The 19817-nt window shown below is 64.4% G+C and carries 19 protein-coding genes and 1 pseudogene; 4 read left to right on the forward strand and 16 right to left on the reverse strand.

Annotation, left to right across the window (positions count from 1 at the left end; all coding sequences use genetic code 11):
* Positions 1 to 16 precede the first annotated feature (16 nt).
* Genes ACFULT_RS20825 through ACFULT_RS20860 form a run of 8 tightly spaced genes read right to left on the reverse strand, consistent with a single transcriptional unit; the run spans position 17 to position 8199 of the window.
* Positions 17 to 1036 (reverse strand): ABC transporter permease, encoded by a 1020-nt coding sequence (locus tag ACFULT_RS20825; RefSeq protein WP_094721046.1) that lies wholly within the window; start codon positions 1034 to 1036, stop codon positions 17 to 19.
* Complete coding sequence (locus ACFULT_RS20830) at positions 1033 to 2616, reverse strand: sugar ABC transporter ATP-binding protein (RefSeq protein ID WP_378482302.1); 1584 nt, start codon at positions 2614 to 2616, stop codon at positions 1033 to 1035. Before ACFULT_RS20830 ends, ACFULT_RS20825 begins: the two co-directional genes overlap by 4 nt.
* The gene (locus tag ACFULT_RS20835; RefSeq protein ID WP_378482303.1) at positions 2613 to 3668 is read right to left on the reverse strand and encodes a zinc-binding dehydrogenase; all 1056 of its coding nucleotides are present in this window, start codon (positions 3666 to 3668) and stop codon (positions 2613 to 2615) included. The genes ACFULT_RS20830 and ACFULT_RS20835 overlap by 4 nt, the downstream gene beginning before the upstream one ends.
* Positions 3662 to 4426, reverse strand: a complete 765-nt coding sequence (locus ACFULT_RS20840) for an SDR family NAD(P)-dependent oxidoreductase (RefSeq protein WP_037105014.1) — start codon at positions 4424 to 4426, stop codon at positions 3662 to 3664. The genes ACFULT_RS20835 and ACFULT_RS20840 overlap by 7 nt, the downstream gene beginning before the upstream one ends.
* Complete coding sequence (locus ACFULT_RS20845) at positions 4423 to 5466, reverse strand: NAD(P)-dependent alcohol dehydrogenase (protein ID WP_037105016.1); 1044 nt, start codon at positions 5464 to 5466, stop codon at positions 4423 to 4425. The genes ACFULT_RS20840 and ACFULT_RS20845 overlap by 4 nt, the downstream gene beginning before the upstream one ends.
* Complete coding sequence (locus tag ACFULT_RS20850; protein ID WP_094721049.1) at positions 5463 to 6080, reverse strand: hypothetical protein; 618 nt, start codon at positions 6078 to 6080, stop codon at positions 5463 to 5465. Before ACFULT_RS20850 ends, ACFULT_RS20845 begins: the two co-directional genes overlap by 4 nt.
* Positions 6077 to 7561, reverse strand: a complete 1485-nt coding sequence (gene xylB, locus ACFULT_RS20855) for a xylulokinase (RefSeq protein WP_378482304.1) — start codon at positions 7559 to 7561, stop codon at positions 6077 to 6079. The genes ACFULT_RS20850 and xylB overlap by 4 nt, the downstream gene beginning before the upstream one ends.
* Positions 7558 to 8199, reverse strand: coding sequence for an SIS domain-containing protein (locus ACFULT_RS20860; protein WP_378482305.1), 642 nt, complete (start codon positions 8197 to 8199; stop codon positions 7558 to 7560). Before ACFULT_RS20860 ends, xylB begins: the two co-directional genes overlap by 4 nt.
* A gap of 130 nt (positions 8200 to 8329) precedes the next feature.
* On the opposite strand from ACFULT_RS20860, the gene ACFULT_RS20865 reads away from it, so the two are divergent.
* Positions 8330 to 9274 (forward strand): sugar-binding transcriptional regulator, encoded by a 945-nt coding sequence (locus ACFULT_RS20865; RefSeq protein WP_094721051.1) that lies wholly within the window; start codon positions 8330 to 8332, stop codon positions 9272 to 9274.
* 67 nt (positions 9275 to 9341) lie between these two features.
* On the opposite strand, the gene ACFULT_RS20870 is transcribed toward ACFULT_RS20865, so the two are convergent.
* On the reverse strand, positions 9342 to 11552 hold the full coding sequence (locus tag ACFULT_RS20870; protein ID WP_378482306.1) for an MMPL family transporter: 2211 nt from the start codon (positions 11550 to 11552) through the stop codon (positions 9342 to 9344).
* 127 nt (positions 11553 to 11679) lie between these two features.
* On the opposite strand from ACFULT_RS20870, the gene ACFULT_RS20875 reads away from it, so the two are divergent.
* The gene (locus ACFULT_RS20875; protein WP_094721053.1) at positions 11680 to 12294 is read left to right on the forward strand and encodes a TetR/AcrR family transcriptional regulator; all 615 of its coding nucleotides are present in this window, start codon (positions 11680 to 11682) and stop codon (positions 12292 to 12294) included.
* On the opposite strand, the gene ACFULT_RS20880 is transcribed toward ACFULT_RS20875, so the two are convergent.
* From ACFULT_RS20880 to ACFULT_RS20890, 3 genes and pseudogenes are all read right to left on the reverse strand, one after another.
* Entirely contained in the window at positions 12291 to 12542 is a 252-nt protein-coding gene (locus tag ACFULT_RS20880; protein ID WP_255122905.1) for a DUF3253 domain-containing protein, read from the reverse strand. The two genes, ACFULT_RS20875 and ACFULT_RS20880, sit on opposite strands and share 4 nt — an antisense overlap.
* A gap of 15 nt (positions 12543 to 12557) precedes the next feature.
* Positions 12558 to 12686: pseudogene (locus ACFULT_RS20885) on the reverse strand (DUF2256 domain-containing protein); the annotation flags it as partial.
* A 20-nt stretch (positions 12687 to 12706) separates the two neighbouring features.
* Positions 12707 to 13321, reverse strand: coding sequence for a TetR/AcrR family transcriptional regulator (locus ACFULT_RS20890; RefSeq protein WP_371828833.1), 615 nt, complete (start codon positions 13319 to 13321; stop codon positions 12707 to 12709).
* 86 nt (positions 13322 to 13407) lie between these two features.
* On the opposite strand from ACFULT_RS20890, the gene ACFULT_RS20895 reads away from it, so the two are divergent.
* Positions 13408 to 14760, forward strand: coding sequence for a cytochrome P450 (locus tag ACFULT_RS20895; protein ID WP_378482307.1), 1353 nt, complete (start codon positions 13408 to 13410; stop codon positions 14758 to 14760).
* Here ACFULT_RS20895 and ACFULT_RS20900 read toward each other — a convergent pair.
* Positions 14753 to 15616, reverse strand: coding sequence for an alpha/beta fold hydrolase (locus ACFULT_RS20900; protein ID WP_255122902.1), 864 nt, complete (start codon positions 15614 to 15616; stop codon positions 14753 to 14755). The two genes, ACFULT_RS20895 and ACFULT_RS20900, sit on opposite strands and share 8 nt — an antisense overlap.
* A gap of 37 nt (positions 15617 to 15653) precedes the next feature.
* A complete protein-coding gene (locus tag ACFULT_RS20905; protein ID WP_378482308.1) occupies positions 15654 to 15950 on the reverse strand; it encodes an antibiotic biosynthesis monooxygenase family protein in 297 nt (98 codons plus the stop codon).
* A gap of 73 nt (positions 15951 to 16023) precedes the next feature.
* Here ACFULT_RS20905 and ACFULT_RS20910 point away from each other — a divergent pair, with 73 nt between their 5' ends.
* Positions 16024 to 16335, forward strand: a complete 312-nt coding sequence (locus ACFULT_RS20910) for a hypothetical protein (RefSeq protein WP_094721058.1) — start codon at positions 16024 to 16026, stop codon at positions 16333 to 16335.
* A gap of 29 nt (positions 16336 to 16364) precedes the next feature.
* Here ACFULT_RS20910 and ACFULT_RS20915 read toward each other — a convergent pair whose 3' ends face one another.
* Positions 16365 to 18770 carry an ATP-dependent Clp protease ATP-binding subunit gene (locus tag ACFULT_RS20915; RefSeq protein ID WP_378482309.1) on the reverse strand — a complete coding sequence of 802 codons (2406 nt, stop codon included), beginning with the start codon at positions 18768 to 18770 and terminating at the stop codon, positions 16365 to 16367.
* 153 nt (positions 18771 to 18923) lie between these two features.
* On the reverse strand, positions 18924 to 19805 hold the full coding sequence (locus tag ACFULT_RS20920) for a hypothetical protein (RefSeq protein WP_037105046.1): 882 nt from the start codon (positions 19803 to 19805) through the stop codon (positions 18924 to 18926).
* Between the last annotated feature and the right edge of the window lie 12 nt (positions 19806 to 19817).

The following is a 19817-nucleotide window of genomic DNA, read 5'->3' on the forward strand; positions in this document are numbered from 1 at the left end:
TGAGGGACGAGAGCGGTCAGGTTCTTCGCTTGGACGACCAGACGTCGACCGAGACCGCAGCGACGATGAGTACGCCCTTGATGACGTCCTGCCAGTACGCGGGGACGACGAGCAGGTCGAGACCGTTGTTGAGCGTTTGGATCATGAACAGGCCGAGCGCAGTTCCCCAGATGGTGCCGCGTCCGCCCATGAGGCTTGCGCCTCCGATGACGACCGCCGCGATGGCGTCGAGTTCGTAGCCCTGGCCCAGGTTCGGTGGACCGGAGATGACACGGGACGCCAGCATCACGCCGGACAGTCCGGCGAGCACACCGGACAATGCGTAGACACTGAAGAGAACGTTCTTGGCATTGATTCCCGCGATTTCGGCGGCGGTACGGTTGCCGCCGACTGCGTAGACACGCATGCCGTAGGCGGTTCGCTTCATCACCACTGCCAGGACGATGATGCCGATGATCATCACGAGGACTGGGATCTGAAGGCCGAAGATCTTGGTGTTGGCGATCTGGCCGAACTCTGCCGGAAGGCCGTTGATCGGTGCGCCACCACCGATCACGTACGCGAAACCCGAACCTGCGGTGAGCATACCGAGTGTCGCGATGAACGGGGGAACATTGATGCGAGAAACCAGAAATCCGTTGATCGAACCTGCGACGAGGCCGACGAACATTGCGACCAGCACTGTCAACCAGACCTGGCCCGGGTTCGCTTTGGCCACAGCAGCGGACGCCATGGCGGACACTGCGATGACACTGCCGACCGAGAGGTCGATTCCTCCGGTCAGGATCACGAGAGTCTGGCCGAGTGCGATCAGCGCGAACGGTGCAGCCGCGACGAGAATGGTCTGCAGGTTGTCGACGGTGCCGAATCGGGCACTGCGGTAGGAGAAGTACGCGATCACCAGCAGCATGACGATGACCATCGAGTAACGCAGTGCGAGTGCGCCGGCCCACGCGCTGGAGAACCGACGAACGGGCTCTCCGGTTACGGCCGATACGGACGTCTTCTCGTCCGGTTCAGCGACGGGTGTTGTCACTGTGGTGCCTCCTCGAGTGGCGACCGTTTCTCGGTCGCAACGATTTCGCTTGGTGTATCGGTGGCCCGGGTTTCTGCTGCCCGGGTGTCCAGAGCCGTTGCCAGTCGGAACACGGAATCCTGGACTTCGGGGTGATCGAGCGCATCGCGGTCGAGTTCGCCGACGAAAGCACCCTCGCGCATCACGAACGCTCGATGCGACAGGCCCACGATTTCGGGCATGTCCGACGACGCCATGACGACAGCCATTCCGCGGCTGGCGAATTCGGTGATGATGCGGTAGATCTCGGAGCGAGCTCCGACGTCGACGCCGCGGGTGGGCTCGTCGAGCAGCAACACGTCGACGGTACCGGTCAGCCAGCGTGCGAGTACTACTTTCTGCTGATTTCCGCCCGACAATGTGCCCACGCTCTGGCCGAGTCCACGGCTACGGAGTCGGACCGAGTCCATGGCGTCGGACACTGCCGTGGAGCGGGACTTGTTGCGAAGCCATCCGGCGATGCTGAACGAGGACAGTCTCGGCAGAGAACCGTTGTCCAGCACGCTCATCGACAGCACGACACCGTTGACCTTGCGGTCCTCGGGCACCATGGCCATCCCTGCGGTGATCGCCGCCGCTGGTTTACCTTTCGGAACCGTCTTGCCGGATACCTTCACGGTTCCCGACGCCACCGACCGCATCCCGAACAATGCTTCGAGCAACTCGGTGCGGCCGGCGCCGACAAGTCCTGCGAGGCCGACGATCTCACCGCGGCGGACGGTCAGGTTCACCGGCTCGGATGCGCCGACGACCTGAAGGTTCTCGACTTCCAGAACGACCTCCCCGGTGTCTTTGCCGACCGAAGGGAAGAGGTTCTCGAGTTCACGGCCGATCATCGCGGTGACGATCTCGTCGTCGGTGATCTCCGTGAGCTTCTCGTCGGTGATCAACTTCCCGTCACGCAGGACGACGACACGGTCTGCGATCGCGCGGATTTCGGCCATCTTGTGCGTGGTGTAGACCATGGCGACACCGCGGTCACGGAGCTGCTGCATGACCTTGTACAGGCCCTCGACCTCCCGCTCGGAGATAGCGGAGGTCGGCTCGTCGAGCATGACGACCTGGGCGCCCGTGCGGGCGGCCTTGACGATCTCGATGATCTGTCGAAGGCCGACCGGTAGCGAGCCCATGCGTGCGGTGGGGGAGATGGATACGTCGAAGACACTGAGTGTCTCGGCGGCTTCCTTGATCATCGCGCGACGGTCGAGGAAGATACCGCGACGCTTCTCGCGCCCGACGAACATGTTCTCGTAGACCGTCATGTCGTCGATCGACGCCAGTTCCTGCGGGACGATCGCGACGCCGTGACGAACCGCGTCGCGTGGGTCGCCGGAAGAGAGTGTGTGCTCGCCGATCGTGACCGTGCCGGTATCGGCGCGCAGCTGCCCGGTCGCGATCTTCATGAGCGTCGACTTACCCGCACCGTTCTCACCGGCCAGAGCCGTGACGGTGCCGGGTTCGAGCTCGAGCGTGATCCCTTTCAGCACAGGGACTCCACCGAAACTCTTTGTCACGTCCTGACACTCGAGGAGCGCGGTCATGGCCGGTCACCGACGGTGATCAGGACCTTGACCTGCTCGGGATCGGTCGAGGCGGTGAACGCTTCCGCGGCGCGTTCCAACGGAAATTCCGCCGTGACGAATTCGTCGATCGGTACCGCGCCCTCGGTGAGCATGTCGATTGCTTCCTGGACGTCCTCTCGCACGTACATCAGGCATCCTGCAACGATGATCTCGCGGTCCTGAATCAGATCGAGGGGGACCGGGGTAGCACCCGCGGCGACACCGACGATCAGCACGGCGCCGCCCTTGTCGACGATGTCGATCGCCTGCGCAACCGACGATTCACGGGACACGCAGTCGATGACGACATCGGCCGGTCCGCCGAGTGCGGCCTTCGCCGCAGCGACGGCGTCGCCCGAGGCCGGGTCGAAGCTGCCGACGGCCCCGAGGCGTTCGGCTCGTGCGCGCTTGGAGTCGAGCAGATCGGCAACGACGACTGTGGCACCTGCGCGTCGGGCGGCGAGGAGTACGAACAATCCGATCGGGCCCGCGCCCACTACCGCGACACGCTTGCCGTCCAGACCGCCGACGAGTCCGGCCGCTCGACGAACTGCGTGCACCGGGGTGGCGAGCGGTTCGATCAATGCGGCATGGCGGTCGTCGAGCCCGTCGGCCAGCGGGATGACACGATCCTCGGCGATGGTGAACGCGTCGGTGAGTCCGCCAGGGGTCTGACATCCGAACACGGCGAGTTCGGCGCAGATGTTGTAACGACCGGCCAGACACTGCGTGCACCGGCCGCACGCGAGGTTCGGTTCGACGACGACACGACGTCCGACGAGAGAGGGATCGACCCCGTCGCCTGCGGCATCGACGATCCCGACCACTTCGTGACCGGGGCGGAAGGGAAGATCGATGAACGGATGACGGCCGTGCGCCGCGTGAATGTCGGAACCACAGATCCCGACGACCGTGCTGCGCACACGCACTTCCCCGCTCCCGGCTTCGGGAGCGGCAACGGTCTCGACGCTGACGTCGTCGATTCCCTCGACGAGAATGCGTCGGACGGTTGCAGTTTCAGTACTCACCATGCTGTGTATCCTCCGTCTGCGACGAGAACCGACCCGGTGATGAAACTCGCGGCGTCGCTCGCCAGGAACACGACGCTCGGTGCGATTTCCTCCGGCATGGCGTAGCGCTGCATCGGAGCATCGTCGATCCAGTAGCGCTTGAGGTCGGGGCGGTCGACCGGCGCCATTTCGGTCTTGCAGTAACCGGGGGCGACTGCGTTGACACGAATCCCCAACGGACCCCATTCGGCCGCCAGTGATTTGGTGAGGTGATGAACTGCCGCCTTGGACGCGTTGTAGGCGGGCTGCATCTGCGGGCGGTTGACGATGATGCCGGACATCGATCCGATGTTCACGATCGAGCCGGTGCCCCGTTCGCGCATGTGTGCACCGACGGCAATGCTGCACTCCCACAGTGCTTTCACGTTCAGATCGAAGACGTTGTCCCACTCGTTCTCGGTGACGTCCCACGAATCGTTGTGGTAGCAGGTGCCGGCATTGTTGACGAGAATGTCGATCTTGCCGAGCTTCTCGATTGCCTCGACGGTCATACGTTCGATGTCGGCATGCTCGGTGATGTCGGCGGTGATGGCCTCGAATGTGAACCCTTCGGCTGCCGCCTCGGCGACGACCTTTTCGTTACGTTCTGCGCTGCGTCCGGCGATGGCGACGTGCGCGCCGGCGGCAGCGAGACCGAACGCGAACGCGCGTCCGAGTCCTTGGTTGCCGCCCGTGACGATTGCGGTTCGTCCGGTCAGATCAAAAGGATTGTTGCTCATGCAGGCACCACTATCGACTTGAGGCTGGCAGGGTCGGTGTCGCTCTCGAGCGCGTCGGCGACATGCTCGAGGTCATAGCGTCCGGTGACGAGTCGATCCAGATCGACGAGTCCGGTGGACGCGAGATGGATTGCCGCCGGCCATGTATCGGTGTAACGGAACACGCCGGTGACGGTGATCTCCAAGTTCTGGATGTGGCTGACGGGAAGCGGGTAGTTGTCGGCGCCCATGCCGACGAGGACGACACGGCCGGCCGGGCCGACGGCGCGGATGCCGCTCTGAACGGCTGGAACTGCTCCGCTGGCGTCGACGAAGGCGTCCACCTGAGGGTCGAGTGCTGCGACGTCCTGGGTCATCGGGTCGATGACCTCGGTTGCGCCGAAGGTGAGAGCGCGCTCGCGCCTCGACTCGACGGGATCGGAGACCACGATGCGTGCCGCCCCGAATGCACGCGCCGCTTGGGCGGTGATGATGCCGATGGGCCCGGCTCCGGCGATCAGGATCGACGATCCCGGCACGATGCCTGCCTTGCGCATGGTCGTGACTGCAACCGAGAGCGGTTCGAGAAGAGCAGCAGCCTCGTCGGACAACGAATCGGGGACTGGATGCGCGAAGTCGGCGTCGATGGTGACGTACCGGCAGAACGCGCCGTCGATCGGCGGTGTCGCGTAGAACTTCATGTCGGGGCAGAGGTTGTAGCGGCCGGCCATGCATTGTGTGCAGCGACGGCACGGATGCTGTGGTTCGACGGCCACTCGTTGGCCGATGCGCGCGGCATCGACACCGTCGCCGACAGCGGCGATACGGCCGGACAGTTCGTGGCCGAGCACCATCGGGTCGTGGACGACGAAGTCGCCGATCCGGCCTTCACGGTAGTAATGCACATCGGAGCCGCAGACGCCGACAGCAGCGACCTCGATCAGAACTTCGTACGGTGCCGGGGTGGGGACTGGGCGGTCCTCGATCTCCAGCGTGCGCACGCCGGTCATCACGCTCGCGCGCATCGAGGATGCGGGAGGTGTGGGGGTGGCGGTGGTCATGATTGTCCTTCCGGCAGTGTGTGATCGGTGAGTAGGGCGCGGCCGACGACGAGCGTCGTGGCGCCGGCGGAGCGGCAGCGAGGTATCAGCTCGGGTGTGACACCGCCGTCGACGGTGACGTTGCCGTGGGCGGAGAACATGCGCACGAACCCGAGTCGATCCGGGTCTGCGGTGCCGGAGGTTCCCGGCTGCAGAAGCATGACGAGCACCCCGTGATAGCCCTTCAGATCCGCGGCCGTCGGCGCAGTGTCGTCGAACTCGTCCCAGACCGCTGCCCAGAGTCGGCAGTCACGTTCGTCGCGAATTCCGATAGGTACGTACAGATCTCCGCAGTCCGGGATCGTCGGGAGCAGCTTTCGAACTCCTGCGGCGCTGCCGATGAGATGGATCCCGAGCATGCTCTGCGGAACCACGTGGGCGAGTTCGGCGAGCTCGGCCGCATCGATGCCGGACGGCAGATCTTCCCCGGGTGCCATGACGTCGACGTGCACCGAGATGCCCGCATCGACGAGGGCACGCGCGGCGTCGACGCGTGAGCCGGACGCCGCAGCGTAGATGCTTCCCGCCAGGACGCTTTCGAGGCCGGTGTGCCAGGGCGCAAGTGCGACGGTCATGACGCGTCACTCCGATCGAGTACGTCCACGGCAGCTGCCCGACGCCAGTTCTCGCGGACCGCGGCGATGTCGCGCCCGGTCTTGCGAGGAGCAACCGTCGCGCGGGCCGCGGGCGTCCAGCGCTGAGAGAGCTCGACCATGCCGTCGATGTCGTGACCCGCAGCGACGGCAGCGGCCTGTACGCACGCACCGCGAGCGGTTGCCTCGTCGGCGTCCGGGACGGTCACGATGTCGCCGGCGAGATCCGCGAGCAGTTGCAGTGTCGCTCGTGACCGGGCACCGCCCCCGACGACCGTCAGGGGGCCGTCGCAGCGAATGCCGAACGAACGCAGCGCGTCTCGGCCCGAGAGCAGGGACAGCAGCGGTCCTTCCAGGAATGCGCGTGCCATTTCCTCCCGCGTCGTCGCCGACGTGATCTCGGACAGCAGACCTCGAGCGTGGGGGCGGTTGGGGGTGCGTTCACCGTCGAGGAACGGGACCAGGGTGGGTCCGACCGTCGGTGGCGCTGCGAGTGCGAGATCGGCGAGGCCGGCGTGATCGGTTCCGAGGATTCTGGCCGCGGTGTCCCCGACCCGCGCCGCATTGAGGGTGCAGATGAGCGGTAGGTAACCGCCCGTCGTGTCGGCGACCCCGTTGACGATGCCGCCTTCGTCGAAGACTGGGGTGCGAGTGGAGGTCGCGACGACTCCGGAGGTGCCGAGACCGATGTATTGATCGCCGTCGCTCAGGCCGAGACCGAGGTAGGCGGCGTGCTGATCGCCTGCGCCTGCTCCCACGAGTACCGGTCCGGTGATGCCGAGTTCGGTGGCTGCGCGCTCGGTCAAGTAGCCTGCCGCGTCGGCGCCGCCGAGGACAGTCGGCAGCATCGGAAGCCAGTCACGCGCGCCTGCGGCGGCATCGAGGTACTCGGGTAGCCAGGAGTCCGTGGTGGCGTCGAAGTATCCGGTGCCGGACGCGTCGGAGCGGTCGGTCACGGCCCGGCCGGTGAGGCGGTAGGTCAGGTAGTCGTGGGGAAGGAGAACGCGTCGTGCTGAATCCAGTACATGGGGCTCGTGCTCGGCCACCCAGGCCAGCTTCGCGATCGTGAACGCTGCGGTAGGCAGGGATCCGATGGAACGTACCCACTGCGGGCCGCCGATTCGCTCGACGAGTTTCGCGAGTTGATCGGCACCGGTCGTGTCGTTCCACAGCTTGGCCGGACGCAGGGGTTCGTCGTCCTTGTCCAGTAGAACCAGGCCGTGGCATTGTGCCGCCACCGACATCGCGGAGACCGAGACCTCGCCTGCTGAACCGAGAGCAGCGCGGACGGCGGTGACCAGGGCGTCCCACCACGACCGTGGATCCTGTTCGCTACACGGCGGGAAGGCGGGCGTGTGCGGCGCAGTGCCCGAGGCCAGAAGCTCACCGGTGTCGGCATCGCGGACCTCTGCCTTGCACGACTGAGTGGACGAGTCGACACCGACCACGACGGTCCGGCTCACAGTCCCACCACCGGGGCGTCGCTGCCGGCCAACACGTCGACGCGGGTGCCCACGCCACCTGCGGGATGCGAATCGACGACGTCGTGGAGTGTGTGGCCGGTGAGTGCCATGGCGACGACACTCACAGCGTCGCCCCACGCGCCGACAGCCAACGTGCTGGCCAGGGCAATCATGTTGCCGGGGTCTGCATCCGGCGCGGTGGCGGGTAGTACGGCGACGTCGGTCGCTGCCTGGGCGAATGGCGAGTCGGCTGCTTCGGTGACAGCGATGACTCGGATTCCGCGGGCAACGAGTCGGCTCGTCAATTGGGTGAGTTCGGTCGATCGGCCGGTCTTCGAGATCGCGAGAACGAGGTCGTCGGTGCTGATCGCGGCCATGCCGCCGTGCAGTGCGTCCATTGCTGGGAGATACAACGACGGGGTACCGCATACGGAGAGCAGATGTGCCATTCGTTCGGCCATGATCCCGGACGTCCCGGATCCGGTGGTGATGACCTTGCCTGTTGTGTCGACCATTGCCCGCGCGACGCGGACGACGCTGGGTTCGACGGTGTCGGCGAGGGTGCTCAGGCCCGAGGCCTCTCGAACCAGCACCGTGTGCGCGAGACGCTGCAGGGCGGCGTCGTCGAGCTTGCTCATATGTAGTACCTCACTGCTCACGTGATTTGTGAACAGGATCATGCATGGCGGATTGCTCATATGTCAACGAGGTTGCTCATATGAGCATGAGGCATCATGATGGGGCTCATGTGAGCCGAAGGGAGGGGTCATGCCGGAGCAGAATGTTCCGCGAGTTGGTCCGGAAGAACTGACTCAACGCGGACTGGTCGCGCGGCGCTACTACCTCGACGGGCGGACCCGAATACAGATCGCCGACGAATTGGGTCTGTCCCGGTTCAAGATCGCGCGAATACTCGAGGATGCCGTGACGTCCGGCATGGTCGAGATCAAGGTTCACGCACCGGAGTCGATCGACATCGAACTGTCTCGTGCACTCAAGGACACGTTCGGGCTACGTATGGCATTCGCGGTTCGCACGGGAGGGGATGAGCAGGACGTCCTGTGGGATGCGGTCGGCCGTGTCACCGCCGATCTGCTCAGTGAAATCGTCACGTCCGCGGACGTACTCGGGGTGGACTGTGGACGAACGCTGTCGAGGATGACGACACATCTGGATTCCATCGCGACGTGCGACGTGGTGCAGTTGACCGGAATGGCGGGAGCAGTCAGCTCGACCTCGGCCGAGTTGGTGCGTCGGATCACCGAGCTCGGTAGCGGACACGCGTGGTCGATGTATGCGCCGCTGGTGGTGGCCGACTCCAGAACCGGCGACGCGTTGCGGGGGAGTCGTGGCATTCAGGAGACGCTGAAACATCATGCGTCGGTGACCAAAGCGGTTGTGTCCATCGGGGCGTGGAAGCCTGGCCTGTCCCAGGTCTACGACCTGCTGTCGCCGGACGAAGCGCAGGAGCTCACGGCAAAAGGTGTGGTTGCCGAGTCTTGTGCGCTACTGCTGGACTCCGACGGAAACCGCGTCGATGGATTGGACGATCGCCGGATCGGGGTCTCGGAAGAGGACTTGAGGGGGATTGCCGACGTCGTTGCCATCGTCGCGGGCGAGAAGAAACTCGCGGCTGTTCGGTCGGTCCTGAAGTCCGGTTTGGTGTCCTCGCTGATCATCGATGCGACCACCGCAGCAGGGCTGCTTCGCTGAGACGCCGCCTGCGGGATGTCGACGTGGCCGCCTCGAGCGATCGAGGCGGCCACGACGGATCCTGAGATCAGCTGTGTGCAGGTTCCGGAGTTCTCGCCGGGGCCAGCTTGTCGTTCAAGCCCTCGCCCTCCACGTCCAGGTTGGGTAGGAGGCGGTCGAGCCACGCGGGCAGCCACCACATCTTGTCGCCGACGATGGCCATGACGGCCGGGACGATCATCATGCGGACCAGGAAGGCGTCGGCGAGAATGCCGATGGCCAAGGCGAATCCGATGGTCTTGATGATCACCTGATCTGTCAGTGCGAAGCCGGCGAAGACGCCGAACATGATCACGGCTGCTGCGACGACGACGCGCGCACTGTGCTGGAAGCCCACGACAACGGCCTGTCGCGCCGGGGTGCCGTGCACGAAGGCTTCACGCATTCGGCTGACGAGGAACACCTCGTAGTCCATGGCCAGACCGAACAGGATGCCGGTCAGCAGCAGCGGGAGGATGAAGATCACGGGTGACTGGGTGTCGACGCCGATGAGGTTCGCCAACCAGCCCCACTGGAACACTGCCACGGTCGCCCCGAGCGAGATACCCACCGAGAGCAAGAATCCGAGAGCGGCTTTGAGCGGCACCAGGATCGAGCGGAACACCAACATCAGCAGAATGAAGGCAAGTCCGACGACGACCGCCAGGTAGAGCGGGAACACCGAGGTGAGCTCGTCGGCGATGTCGACTCCCACTGCCGTCTGTCCTGTCACGAGAGCGCGAGCTCCGGTTTCGGAGGGCAGATCCGACATGGTCTCGCGGATGGTCGACACGAGTTCCTTGGTGGCCGCGTCGGATGGTGCGCTGTCGGGAATGATCTGGACGGTCGTGAATCCGACTGCTGCGAGCTGAGGTTCGAGTATTTCGGGGACCGGAGGCGCGATGGCTGCGATGTCGGTGCCGATGCCGTCCAGCTTGTCGACGGCGGTGCCGACGGCCGCGACCGGATCCGCTGCGTTTTCGGTGTCGATGACGACGACGAGAGGGCCGTTGGCGCCGGGACCGAAGTTGTCGGCGATGGTGTCGAATGCGACGCGGTTGTCGCTGCCGGTAGGAGCTGTGCCGTCGTCGGGCAGTGCAAGTTCCATCGAGGCGATCGGCAAAGAGACGACGGCAGCAACGAGCAATCCTGCGACAAGTGCAGGCCATTTGAACGCGCTCACCTTCTCGACCCACCGCTGCCCGTTGGTGCGTGTTTCCGGGTTCTCGGGATCGACAACCTTCAGGCCCTTGATCTTTCCTCCGAGGACCTTCTTGCCGGCGAATCCGAGGATCGCGGGCAAAAGAGTCAACGCGACGAGCACTGCGATGAACACCATGAAGGCGCCGCCGATGCCCATTTGAGTGAGGAATCCGATGCCGCACACCGACAGTCCGGCGAGCGCGATGATTACGGTCAGTCCCGCGAAGATGACCGCCGACCCTGCAGTTCCGACGGCCTTGCCTGCCGCCTCTTCCATCGAATGTCCCTGTCTGACTTCGCTTTGGTAGCGAGACATGATGAAGAGTGCGTAGTCGATTCCGACGGCGAGCCCGAGCATCGTGCCCAATGCGGAGGTCACCGAACTGAGTTCGACGAATGCGCCGAGCACGGTGATGCCCATGATGCCGATTCCGACGCCGATGAGTGCCGTCAGAAGTGGCATGCCTGCAGCAACGAGAGATCCGAAGGTGATGGCGAGAACGATGATCGCGACACCGATGCCGATCAACTCGCCGAGCGGAACCTCGCCCGTGGCGGTGACGGCGTCGCCGCCGACGGCAACGGTCAGCCCTGCGTTCTCGCCTACCGTCTTCGCGTCGTCGAGGGCGTTGCGGTCCGCGTCGACGAGGTCGACTGCGGGCGTCGTGTAGGTCACGGTCGCGTAGGCGGCCCGGCCGTTCTCCGAGATGGTGCCGGTGGTGAACGGGTCGGTTGCGGAGGCGACGTGCTCGGTCTGGGCGGAGGCGATGGCGTCGGCGACCGCGGCCTGGTTTGCCGGGTCGGTCAGCGATTGTCCTTCCGGCGCCTCGAACACTATGCGGGCAGTTGCACCGTCCGCCGATTCGCCGCTGCGTTCGGAGATGAGCGAGAACGCTTCGGTCGATTCGATGCCGTCGAGCTCGAACGAGTCGGAGGTCTGGGTGTTCAGTGTCGACGCGCCGAGCACTCCGAGGAGTAGCAAGACCACCCAGATCCCTGCGACGAGTTTTCGGTGCAGGAAGGACCAGCGGCCCAGCCTGAACAGTTGCCATGCCATGGGGGGGCACCTTTCGATTGGAAGTGATCTCTGATCAAGGAGCGTAAACCTAATTGGTAGTGACTACCACATTGCGAGTCGTGATGGTAGTCACTACCGAGAAGGGGGCAGCTGCTACATTGCTGGCATGGGGCTACGTGAAGTGCACGCGGCGCAAACGCGCGAATTGATACTGGATGCGGCGTTCGCGCTGTTCCTCGATCGCGGGTACGACAAGACGACCATGGAGGACATCGCCGCCAAGGCGGAGATCGGGACGACCACGCTGTACCGCTACTACCCGACCAAGGACTTACTGGTGGTCGGGCCGCTGGAACTGAACGGTCAGATGGCGGACGAACTGCGCTCGCGACCCGAGGACGAGCCACTCGAAGTGTCCTTGGGGCACGCGCTCCGTGCACTGCTCCTGACGCCCCGAGCGGGCAGTGAACGCTTCGTCCAGATTCAGCAGATTCTGGACGTGACGCCGTCACTCACGACACGGTTGTTCGAGCAGTACATGCACGAACGCATGATGCTCGAGCACGCAGTCGCCGACAGGCTCGGGCGCCCGCACGACGACCTGTACAGCAAGGCGACTGCGCGGATGACGACGACGGTGCTGGAACTGGTAGGTGAGCGCAGTCCGATGCGCGACCTGGGCGACGACGCAGAGGCATTGCCGCGAATTCTGGAAATAATGAAGTACGTGATGCAGCAATTGCACTCGGAACCACCGCTGTGGCCGCGGTTGGACAGCTAGCGTGTCCAGCGAATTCTGATGGGACCCTTGGCTGTCGACGGGTCCACCACCGAGCCCTTCTGGGTGATCTGGACTTCACCCGCATCGACCAGTCGTCGCGCGGCCCGGCGCACCGGCTCCATCAGGTCGCGCCAGTCGTCTTCGGATACTGCGCGCGCAACATCGGACGGGCAGATCGTGGAGTCTCGGGAACGGGCGTCGAGTAGCTCTCGAATCTTGTCCTCCAGCTGACGGTCCGTCGCACTCACCTTGTGCCGCCGGCAGGAATCGCTGCAGTACTTGATGTCATCCCAGTTCTTCTCCCACTTCCTGCGCCACTCGATGCGCCGCCCGCACGACGCGCACGTCTTGTCCGCGGGTGTCGACTGCTTCGGTCGACGAGTGTGAGCCACCCTGTCGACTGTAGCTTTCCTCAGCGATGCGTCGTGGCGACGAATTGGCGCGTTGCGGCGTCGACGATCTGTGACGGGGTCACGTCGATCTCGTCGTTCAACCAGGCGACGACGAGTTCGGCCAGGCCGCCGATGAACAGGAGGCCCGTGATTTCCGATTCGGGCTCGGGTAGCGCGTGGTCGCCGTAGAGCTCGTGTGCTTCTGCGGCGACGAGACGGGCGAATTCACGCATCGATTCTCGACGGTGAGTGCGCAGCGACTCGACGGCCGAGGACTCGATCATCGCGACGCGGCCTTTGCGGCGATCGTCGGTGAGGACGGTGACGAACGCGGTGATGGCGTGCCGAACCTGGGCTTCGACGTTGTCCGCGGGGGAGTGGAGTGCGTCCAGTGCGGCGGTGCGGATCTCGTCGGACACCGCGTCGACGACGCTGCGCAGCAGATCGTCTCTGCTGGTGAAGCTCTCGTAGAAGTAGCGTTCGGTGAGTTTGGCCTGCGCGCAGATCGCCGTCATGGTCGCGCCGTTTGCTCCCGAGGCCGCGAACACCTCCAGTCCGGCTTCGAGCAGGCGCGCCCGACGGTCGGCGGCGCGGTCGTCGGCGCTCATGCCTGCGTATCTGCGGGTTGTGGACATGAATAGATGTTGACAGACGCGACAAGTGTGACGCAGACTACAGTTATCTGACAGAACGTCCTGTCAGATCGAGGAAGGTCTGGCGAATGGCACGAATCCTGGCGGAACCACCGGCTCGATCCCCGTTGAAAGCGGTCTCCGGTGACGGGGGACTGCCTGTCGTCGGTCACACGCTCGAGTACATTCGCGATCCCCTGACTCTGTTTCGTAGTCGATGGGACAAGTACGGCGACGTGTCGTGGCTGACGATGGCCGGGCAGCGATGGATCACCGTCCTCGGGCCGGACGCATGCCAGGAGGTCCTGCAGAACAAGGACAAGGCGTTCGTCAACAGCGACGGGTGGTCGCTGCTCATCGGCCCGTTCTTCCACGGCGGACTCATGCTGTTGGATTCCGACGAGCACCTGCGTCATCGACGAATCATGCAGCAGGCGTTCACCCGCGAGAGACTCGTCAGATCGGTCGACTCTCTCAATCCGGTGGTTGCCGCGGGGCTCGACGGGTGGCACGCCGGCGACGCCGTACAGGTCTATCCGGCACTGAAGGCGCTGACTCTCGACGTCGCGACGTCGGTGTTCATGGGTGGAGCCGAGGACAGCAGCGATGCCGAGATCGACGTTGTGAACGCAAGTTTCGTAGCCTGCGTCCAGGCTGCCACGTCCATCGTTCGATACCGCCTACCCGGGACTCGATGGAAGCGTGGGCTCGACGGACGGAAGGTGCTCGACGACTTCTTCCGGCGTTATCTGCCTGCGCGCCGCGCCCGCGAGACCGATGATCTCTTCTCTGTCCTCTGTCACATCGAATCCGATACGGGTCAGCGCTTTTCGGACGACGAAGTGGTCGACCACATGATCTTCTTGCTGATGGCGGCGCACGACACCTCGACCATCACGCTGTCGACGATGATGCAGTACCTCGGGCAGCATCCGCAGTGGCGGGAGAAGTGCCGAGCCGAATCGCTGGCTCTGGGTACGAGTTCGCCGACGCTGGATCAGCTCGACGAACTGGTGAGCGTCGACCTGGTCATGAAGGAATGCCTGCGCCTCGTGTCGCCGACTCCCGTCGTGGCTCGTCGCGCTGTGAAAGATACCGAGGTGCAGGGAAAGTTCGTCCCGGCGGGAACATACGCATCCGTCGCCCCGCACTTCACTCATCACATGGCGCAGTACTGGCCGGATCCGGAGAAGTTCGATCCGGACAGGTTCTGTGCAGATCGACGCGAGGACAAGGTTCATCGCTACGCGTGGGAGCCGTTCGGTGGCGGAGTGCACAAGTGCATCGGAATGTTCTTCGCCGGAGCGGAGATCAAGACGATCATGCATCATCTGTTGCTCCGATTCGACTGGGAAGTCGACCCGAGTTACGTTGCACCACTGAACTTCACGTCGCTGCCCTTCCCTGAGGACGGGCAGCCCGTGAAGCTCCGGCTCAGGTGAGACGGCTCGTCAGCCAGCCGACGATGTCTGCGGTGACCTCGTCCCTGTTCGTTTCGTTCAGGATCTCGTGGCGGGCTCCGGGGTAGATCTTGACCGTCACGTCGCTGAGCCCCGCCTCGCGGTAGCGTGCGGCCAGTTGCTCGATCAACTGTCCGCCGCCGGCCAGCGGGTCGTCGGATCCCGACGCAATCAGCAGCGGCAGGTCGGACCGGATCTCCTCGAGCTTGTGCGGGTCGGCAAGTGTGTCCGCCTCGGTGAACATTGCAGGCACCGTCGCCGCGGGCAGGTCGAAACCGCACAGCTCGTCGGCGACATAGGCGTCGACTTCCGACTCGTCGCGCGACAACCACTCGTATCCGGTGCGGTGCTCGAAGGCGCTGTTGAACACGCTGAGATCGCCGGCTGGGGCGTCGACCATGCCCGCGGCGAGCACATCGAGGGTGGTGGACCCGGACAGGACCACACCCTCGTACAGGTCGGACCGCTCGATCAGAACATGTTGGGCGGCAAATGAACCCATCGAGTGCGCGAACAAGAACAGAGGTAGATCCGGGTAATCGTTCAACAGTTTCTCGCCGAGTTGTTCGATATCCGCCCACAGTGCGGGGAAGCCAAGTGACCCCAGATCGCCCGGTGTCTGCGCGATCGACGTGCCATGGCCCCGATGATCGGATGCCACGACATGAAACCCAGCGTCGTTCAGCGCCCCGGCGAAGCGGGCGTATCGACTGCCGTGCTCGGCAAGACCATGGGCAATCTGAACGACACCACGAGCAGGAGTGACCGCAGTGGGCCAGGTATAGGTGCTGATCTCGAGCTGATCCTGCTTCGAGGTGTACGACGCTGCAGTGGGCACTGGTTGGTCTCCTTCGGTGCTGAGGGGTATACCCATGCTAGGCCCGAAGAACCGGCGAAAAGTGCTCGACGACCGGAAACGGGTCGTAGAAGTGGTGCAGCAACGCCTTCCACTCCTGGTACTCGGCTGATCCGCGGAAACCCTTGGTATGGGCTTCGAGGGTGTCCCACTCGACGAGCAGAAGATAGACCCCTGGTTGTTCCACGCCGCGTGAGAGGGAGAGCGTCACAAACCCCGGCATCGCAGAGATGATCGACTTGGCGTACGCAAAAGCGGTCTCGAATTCCTCCGAGCGATCGGATGTGACGTGAAGTAGAGCATGCTCCAGAATCATCTGCTCATCTTTGCCGCAGTGCGTTGTTTTCTGCCGGTCGGGGAGTGTCGTCAATGACGATGGTGGGGGATCGATGGAACAGAAGCCGTCGTTCGTGTGGCTGTGGCGGGAATCGCTCGTGGCGAGTGCTGTAGCGACCTACGGGGTGTGCGCAGGGACCGCGATTGTTGTCCTCTGGGTCTTGGCGGCAATGAATGGGGTGTTCTCGCCGGAGACTGCAGGGGTGGCTGTTGCCCTTGTCCTTATCTGGGGAACCTGGTACTTCGTCATGGTCGGATGGGTTCTGATCCTTGTCGTCTCGCTGCTGGTTGCGTGGGTGCGATACGTCATAGCGGTACGCAGGTATCGGCGGTGGCCACTACGTGAGAAACCCTCCCGCGCCTGACTGCACGGGAGGGTTTCGACGGAGCTGCGCTACGCCACGTTCAACGCGAGTTCGTCGTCCGCGACGTCGACGGATACGCTGCCGCCTTCGGCGAGGATGTCGTCCAGGAGCAGGTCGGCGATCTTGTCGTCGAGTGCCCGCTGGATGGATCGACGCAACGGCCTGGCACCGAATTCGGGCTGGTGACCGTTCTTCGCCAGCCAGTCGACGGCCGAGTCGCTGAACGTGATCTCGATGCCCTTGGCCGAGAGACGTTCCCGGCTTTCGGCGAGCATCAGATCGGTGATGCGATGCAGCTGCTCGGTGTCGAGCTTGCGGAACACCACGATTTCGTCGATGCGGTTCAGGAACTCCGGCCGCATCGCTTCACGGAGGCGTCCCATGACTCGTGCACGCAACGGCTTCTCGTCGAGGACACCGGTGTTGAACCCGGTGCCGCCGGACTTGCTGGAGATGATGTCCGAGCCGAGGTTGCTGGTCATGATCACCACGGTGTTCCTGAAGTTCACCGTGCGGCCCTGGCCGTCGGTCAACCTGCCGTCGTCGAGCACCTGGAGAAGCGTGTCGAACACGTCGGGGTGGGCCTTCTCGATCTCGTCGAGCAGCACCACCGAGTACGGATTGCGTCGCACCTGCTCGGTGAGCTGGCCCGCTTCGCCGTAACCGACGTATCCGGGAGGTGCACCGACGAGTCGGCTGACGGTGTGGCGTTCACCGAACTCGCTCATGTCGAGGCGCAGCATCTTCTTCTCGTCGCCGAACAGAGACGCAGCCAGTGCTTTTGCGAGCTCGGTCTTGCCGACGCCGGTCGGCCCGAGGAACAGGAAGCTGCCGACGGGACGGTCCGGGTCGCTCATGCCGGTCCGGCTGCGCCGCACCGCACGGGCGATGGCCTCGACGGCCTCGTCCTGTCCGACGACGCGCTCGTGCAACTCGGATTCCAGACGCCGCAGACGTTCTTTCTCTTCCTGCGTCATTTGGCTTGCCGGGATTCCGGTTGCCCGCGAGACGATCTCGGCGATGTCCTCGGCGGACACCTCGGGGGCATCGTCATCGGACTTGCCGTTCAGACGGTTCTGCAACTGCTGTGCCTCGTCGCGAAGCTGAGAGGCGCGCTCGTAGTCTTCCTTCTCGATGGCCGTCGCCTTCTCGACTTCCACTGCGGCGATCTTCTTCTCGATCGCGTCGACGTCGATGCTCGGCCTGGCGAGTTGCTTGCGGGCACCTGCCTGATCGACGAGGTCGATGGCCTTGTCCGGGAGGAAGCGGTCACCGATGTAGCGATCGGAGAGTTCGACGGCGGCACTGATCGCCTCGTCGGTGTAAGTGACACCGTGGTGCTCCTCGTACCGACTACGCAGCCCGGTGAGGATCGCCTTGGCGTCGTCCACGCTCGGCTCGGGAACCGTCACCGGCTGGAACCTGCGTTCGAGGGCGGGGTCCTTCTCGATATTCGTGCGGTACTCGTCCAGGGTGGTGGCGCCGACGATGTGCAGTTCGCCGCGAGCGAGCTTGGGCTTGAGGATGTTTCCGGCATCCATGGCGCCCTCGGCACCTCCGCCTGCGCCGGCGATGGTGTGTACCTCGTCGATGAACACGATGAGCTCGTCGGAGTGCGCGACGATCTCGTCGATCACCTTGGTCAAGCGCTCCTCGAAATCACCGCGGTAGCGGGTGCCCGCAACCATCGACGACAGGTCGAGTTGCACGATTCGCTTGCCCGACAACCGATCGGGAACGTCACCGTCGACGATGCGCTGAGCCAGCCCTTCGACGACGGCTGTCTTGCCGACACCTGCCTCGCCGACGAGGACTGGGTTGTTCTTGGTGCGGCGGGAGAGGATTTCGATGGTCTGCGCGATCTCGTCGGCACGGCCGACGACCGGGTCGATACCACCCTCGCGGGCGCGCTCGGTCAGATCGATGCCGTACTTGTCGAGCGTCGGCGTCTCGGACTCCGACTGCGGTTCCACGGAACCGCCCTTCAGTGCGGTCTGCAGGCCCTCGGGAGTGATGCCCTCGTCCGCAAGCAGTCGGCCGGCGATGTGCTCCGGATCGGCGGCGAAGGACAGGAACAGGTGCTCGGGATCGATGTACGTCGAACCGAGGCTTTGCGCGATGTGGTGGGCCTCGAGGATGGCGGTCTTCAGCGTGCTGCTCAGGGCGGTGGCGCTGACCGAGGTCTCGCGCGCCTGGGGAAGCCGAAGTTCCACGGCGTCCGCCACCGAGTCGGGGGTAGCACCCGCGCGCTGCATGAGGTCCTGGGTGGGGTCGTTCTTCGCCATGACGTGCAGAACGTGCAGTGCATCCAGTTCTGCATCACCGCGACCGGCAGCGAACGTGGCTGCATCTCCGATGAGCGACTGGGTGGCCGTGCTCATCAAACGGCTGATGTCGATACGGCGGGGACCCTGCGGACCCAGGTATGCCGGCATTCGTTCCTCCTACTGCAAGGTTGAGCGTCTTCGGCTCAATTAACGTGCTCGCGACGATATCAATTCCCTCCGACACCAATAAATTCCCCCGGGCAGCACGAAGCCCCGCCGACCACGGTCGACGGGGCCTTGTGCGCGGAGACGCTCGGTCGATCAGCTCTTCTTCTTGGTGCCGGGCAGGATGCCCGCGTCGATGACGGCCTTGACGTACGGGCGGACACTGGTGACCAGGGCTTCCGCGTCGGGCACGTTCTTCCAGATCGACGACGCCAGCGCATCGGTCCGGGCCTCGATGTGCGCGTCCTGTTCGACGCCTCGATCGGTGAGGGCTTCCCGGCCGTCGGTGGTCGTCAGCAATCCGCGGGAGACCAGACGATCCGCGGCGGCGGCCCACTCCTCGTCCGACCACTGACGGGTGAGCTGGGTGATGCGCTTGCCGAGCACTCGTCGAGCTTTCGGGTCCGGATGCTCCGCCTCGTGGAACACGACGGCTTCCGTCGGATCGAGTTGTGCGTCGACCAGTGCGGCCAGGTGGCCGTCGCCTCGCCATTCGCGGATCACGGCGATGGAGTGCCACAGCGCCAGATGTGGTGCGTCCGGTCGCTCTGTCGAATGCCATGCTGCAGACAACGGCCGACCTGCGAAACAGGCGGTGTCGCCGATGTCGCGCAGCCGATCGGCCACGCGGGGGAGATCGGGGTCGGACGCCAGGTCGCCCAGCGCGTCGCCGAGGACGGTGTCGAGCATGGTCCATCGGCGTTCGGTGATCTTCTCCAGCCCGGCGTCGACGGCCGCCGGCCACACGCGCTCGATCAGCGCAGGATTGAAGTTGTAGAACGTCGCCGCGACGACACCCGCCGTGGTCTCACCGAGCGGTGCGGCACGCGACCCGACGTACCACGCGTGCCCGTCCAACCCAGCGTCCGCGGAGACCGACTTCAGCAGGGGATTGAAATAGGCGGTGATGTGAAACGGCTCGAACGTGGTGTAGGCGGCGCGCGCCAGGGCGGTCGATGTGTCGCTGCTCATGATCACCGAACCTACCCG

The organism is Rhodococcus sp. NPDC057297 (assembly GCF_042667435.1).
GTDB lineage: Bacteria > Actinomycetota > Actinomycetes > Mycobacteriales > Mycobacteriaceae > Rhodococcoides.